General features: G+C 76.2%; 6 protein-coding genes and 1 pseudogene. 6 read left to right on the top strand and 1 reads right to left on the bottom strand.

All coding sequences use genetic code 11. The annotated features are described in order from the left end of the window. The 5 genes and pseudogenes from BJF77_RS01400 to BJF77_RS01380 all read left to right on the top strand — a co-directional run. Window positions 1–278, top strand: a pseudogene (locus tag BJF77_RS01400) (GTP 3',8-cyclase MoaA); the annotation flags it as partial. A 5-nt stretch (window positions 279–283) separates the two neighbouring features. After that, entirely contained in the window at window positions 284–553 is a 270-nt protein-coding gene (locus BJF77_RS01395) for a MoaD/ThiS family protein (RefSeq protein WP_047802397.1), read from the top strand. A 4-nt stretch (window positions 554–557) separates the two neighbouring features. Further along, entirely contained in the window at window positions 558–1151 is a 594-nt protein-coding gene (locus tag BJF77_RS01390; RefSeq protein ID WP_075871073.1) for a molybdenum cofactor guanylyltransferase, read from the top strand. Window positions 1152–1189: 38 nt separating this feature from the next. After that, entirely contained in the window at window positions 1190–1486 is a 297-nt protein-coding gene (locus BJF77_RS01385) for a DUF6457 domain-containing protein (RefSeq protein WP_053004760.1), read from the top strand. Then, entirely contained in the window at window positions 1486–2850 is a 1365-nt protein-coding gene (locus BJF77_RS01380) for a molybdopterin molybdotransferase MoeA (protein ID WP_083664912.1), read from the top strand. The genes BJF77_RS01385 and BJF77_RS01380 overlap by 1 nt, the downstream gene beginning before the upstream one ends. A 105-nt stretch (window positions 2851–2955) precedes the next feature. On the opposite strand, the gene BJF77_RS01375 is transcribed toward BJF77_RS01380, so the two are convergent. After that, the gene (locus BJF77_RS01375) at window positions 2956–3456 is read right to left on the bottom strand and encodes a DUF456 domain-containing protein (RefSeq protein ID WP_047802395.1); all 501 of its coding nucleotides are present in this window, start codon (window positions 3454–3456) and stop codon (window positions 2956–2958) included. A gap of 83 nt (window positions 3457–3539) precedes the next feature. Here BJF77_RS01375 and BJF77_RS01370 point away from each other — a divergent pair. Next, the coding region (locus BJF77_RS01370; RefSeq protein ID WP_075871072.1) for a lytic transglycosylase domain-containing protein at window positions 3540–4145 on the top strand (606 nt) is incomplete at its 3' end.

Genomic DNA, 4145 nt, shown 5'->3' with positions numbered 1-4145 from the left:
GCACCGTGGGAGTGATCGCCTCGGTCACGGAGCCCTTCTGCGCCGACTGCAAGCGCACCCGGATCACCGCCGAGGGCAGGATCCGCTCCTGCCTGTTCTCCCACGAGGAGGTCGACCTGCTCCCGCTGCTGCGCGCCGGGGCGACCGACGCGGAGCTGGCCGAGCGCTGGCGGGCGGCGATGTGGGTCAAACCCGCCGCGCACGGGATGGAGCACACCGGCCTGGACTCGGCCGACTACGTCCAGCCCGCCCGCACGATGAGCGCGATCGGGGGCTGAGGGGCGTGCTGATCCGCTACTTCGCCGCCGCCCGGGCCGCCGCCGGCACCGAGGCCGAGACCCTGGCGGTCCCGGCCGACCGGCCCTGCACCCGCCGGGACGTGGAGGCCCTGCTGGTCCGGGCCCACCCGCAGCCGCCGCCGGGGCAGCCGCCGCTGGCCGAGGTGCTGGCCCGGTCGAGCTTCCTGCTCGACGGCGTGGCCTGCCCCGATCCGGCCACCCCGGTCCCGGCCGGGGCGGTGCTCGACGTCCTGCCGCCCTTCTCCGGGGGGTGAACGGGTGGGCGCCACGGACCCGGCCCCGGTCTTCCACGCCGTCGTCCTGGCCGGCGGGCGCTCCTCCCGGCTGGGCGGGCGGCCGAAGGCGGGCCTGCGGCAGGGCGGGCGCACCCTCGTGGAGCTCACGCTCGACGCGGTCCGGGGAGCGGCCGGGGTCGTCGTCGTCGGGCCCCCGGAGCTCGCCGTCCCCGCGGGCGTGCTGCGCGCCCGGGAGGACCCGCCGTTCTCCGGACCGGCCGCGGGCATCGCGGCGGGCCTGCGCGCCCTCCAGGCGCTGCCCGAGGCGCCGTGGACCCTGGTCCTCGCCTGCGACATGCCCGGGGTGGCCCGTGCCGTCCCGCTGCTGCTGGAGGCCGCGAGGAGCGTGCCCGGGACGGACGGGCACGTCGGCGTCCCGCCCGACGGCCGCCGCCAGCCCCTCGCGGCCCTGTACCGCTCGGAGGCGCTGCGCGCGGCCTACGCGGGCCAGGACCCCGCGGACCGCTCGGTGTTCTCCTTCCTGCGCCACCTCCGCCTGCACGACGTCACCGTGGCCGAGGACGCCACCGCGGACGTGGATACGTGGGACGATGTGCGGAGGCACCACCTGACCTGACCACGAACGGGCGGTCCCCCGCCCGGGAGGAGCACGGCATGCCCAAGGACCTGAGCCCGGCGGAGCACGAGACGCTCGAGCAGTGGCTCGCGGCGGTGCGCGCCGCCCTGGACGTCCCCGACACCGAGCTGCCGCTGGACGCCGTGCTGGGCCTCACCGGGCGGGTGGCCCACCGCACCGTGCGACCGGCCGTCCCGCCCACCGCCTACCTGCTGGGCTACCACGTGGCCCGGGCGGTCGCCGCGGGCGAGGAGGAGCACGACGCGCTGCGCCGCGCCCTCCGCACCGTCGGCGACCTCGTCCCCGCCGCCCGCCGAACCCCCGAGGAGAACTGATGTCCGGACTGCCCCTGCCCCACGACACCAACAGCCCCTACACGCACGCGCTGCCCGTGATCGAGGACGACGACGCCCCCGCGCCCGCGCCCGTGGAGGTCGAGACCCTCCAGGACGCCGAGTGGCACCGGGCCCGGCAGTTCTCCTACGACGTGGCCACCGCCCTGCCCAGCCACTGGCTGCCCCTGCAGGAGGCCCTCGGCGGGGTCCTCGCCGAGGACGTCACCGCACCGATCCCCGTGCCGCACTACGCCTCCTCCGCCATGGACGGCTACGCGGTGGCCGGCCCGCAGCCGTGGACCGTGGTCTTCCCGGAGCCCGTGGAGACCGATCCCCGCAAGATGCTCACGATCCCCCCGAAGGACCTCTACCGCCCGGTGCTCAACCTGGAGCCGGGGCAGGCCACGCGCATCGTCACCGGCGGGCTCGTCCCCGCCGGTGCCCGGGCGGTGCTGCGGGACGAGTACGCGCACCTGTCCGAGGAGGGCACGGTGCTGACCATCGCCGCCCACGCCCCCTCGGCCGAGGACATCCCCTACGGGCAGAACATCCGCCGCACCGGCGAGGAGGTGGCCGCCGGGGACGTCATCCTGCACGGGCAGTGCCTGCTCAACCCGGCGCACATCGCCTTCGCCGCGATCAGCGGCCACGACATGCTCCCCGTCCGCCGCCGCCCGCGCGTGACCATCCTGCTGACCGGCAGCGAGGTGGTCGAGGACGGGATCCCCGAGCCCGGCCAGGTCCGTGACGCCTTCGGCCCGCAGCTGCCCACCTTCGTGGAGATGCTGGGCGGGTCCGTGGACCAGCTGCGGCGCGTGGAGGACACCGCCAAGGCCATGCTCTCCGCCCTCACCGAGGCGCCCTCCGGCATGGCCTCGGTGCTCGACGCCCGCACCGAGGTGGTCATCACCACCGGCGGGACCGGCCACTCCGACGCCGACCACGTGCGCTCCGCGCTGGAGGAGCTCGGGGCGGTCTTCCTCCTCGACGGCCTCGCCCAGCGTCCGGGCCACCCCACGTTCCTCGCCCGCCTGCCCGAGGACGGGCCCTTCGTCGTCGGGCTGCCCGGGAACCCGCTGGCGGCCATGACGAGCATGTTCACGGTGGCCCAGCCGCTGCTGGCCCGGCTGCACGGCGACCCGGCCCCGACCACGCGCACGCTGCCCGCGGCCGAGGAGCTGCCGGGCCAGAAGGTGACCGCCCTGGTGCCCGGCTACCTGCAGGACGGGACGGTCGCCCCGCGGGACCGGGTCGGCGCGAACATGCTGCGCGGGCTCGCGCACGCGGACGTCATCATCGTGGTGCCCCCGGGCGGGGTGGCCGCCGGGCAGGACGTCGAGGTCGTGCCCCTGCCCTGGCGCTGACCCGCAACCGGGTGGAGGAGGGCCCGGGCACCGGGGTGCCCGGGCCCTCCTCCGTCCTCGGGTCCTCCCCGCGGGGCCCGCTCCCTCGCCGCGCGGCGGCACCGCTCAGGCGGTGAGGAAGAGGACCAGGGCGCCCAGCACGAACACGCTGGAGGCGGCGAGCGCGCAGCCGAACTCGACCACGATGCCCAGGCCCGCGGCCTTGAGGGCCGCCCAGCTGGAGTCCAGGGCGGTGCGCAGGTCGCGCTGACGGGCGGTCTCGCTCAGCAGCAGGCCGACGAAGAAGCCCACGAAGATCCCCACGACCGGGATCACGAACAGCCCCACCACGGCGCCCGCCGCCGCGTACAGCAGGGAGCGGTTGGGGATCTGCCGCTGCTTGAGCCGGGCGCCGGTGAGCACCGCGCTCGCGGCCATCCCGATGACCGCCAGCACGGAGCCGACGACCAGCACCGTCCACCCCTCCACCGCCTGCACCGTGAGCGCCCAGACCAGCAGCCCCACGACGATGAGGATCGAGCCCGGCAGGACCGGGACGATGACGCCGAGGCACCCGACGACGAGCAGGACGGCAGTGATGAGGGTGGCGATGATCTCGGCGGTCACGCCCTCATCGTAGGCGGTCGCGGCCGGCTGTCCCCCCAAGAGGCCGCAGACCTGCCCCCACCCGCGCTCCTACCCTGGGACGGATGTCCACCACCGTCCTGCAGCCGGCACGCCCGGACGCCGAGCAGCCCGAGGAGCGCCCCGCGCGCAGCTCCTCGTGGTTCCTGCTGGCCTCGGTGGTGCTGCTGCTGATCGGCACGGGAGGACTGATCCACGCCAACACCTCCGACCGCGGCCCGGGCACCGCCGGGACCGGCGGGCCGAGCCGCACCGCTCCCGTGCCCGAGCCGTGGGGCGAGGACGTCCTGGCCGCCGCCGAGTTCTCGGGGCTGCCGCCGCAGATCGTCGCCGCCCAGCTCGACGTCGAGAGCCGCTGGGACCCCCGGGCCGTGAGCCCGGCCGGGGCCCAGGGCCTCGCCCAGTTCATGCCGAGGACGTGGGCGCGGTACGGGCGGGGGGACCCCTTCGACCCGCGCGACGCCATCCGCGCCCAGGGCCGGTACCTGAAGGACCTCCGGCGGATGGTCGGCGGCCTCGAGCCGGCCACGGCCGAGGAGGAGATCGACCTGGTGCTGGCGGCCTACAACGCCGGGCCCACCGCGGTGCTGCGGCACGGGGGGATCCCCCCGTTCGCGGAGACCCGGGGCTACGTGACGCGCATCCGCGAGCTGGCGGGCACCACCTACGCC

This window comes from Kocuria sp. CNJ-770, assembly GCF_001942375.1.
Classification (GTDB): Bacteria; Actinomycetota; Actinomycetes; order Actinomycetales; family Micrococcaceae; genus Kocuria; species Kocuria oceani.
The sequence above is the reverse complement of the archived record's forward strand: the minus strand, read 5'-3'. Positions and strand labels throughout refer to the sequence as shown.

Coding starts and splice junctions, on each gene's coding strand:
- BJF77_RS01380 (WP_083664912.1), top strand. CDS start 1,486: ATGTCCGGACTGCCCCTGCCCCACGACACCAACAGCCCCTACACGCAC.
- BJF77_RS01385 (WP_053004760.1), top strand. CDS start 1,190: ATGCCCAAGGACCTGAGCCCGGCGGAGCACGAGACGCTCGAGCAGTGG.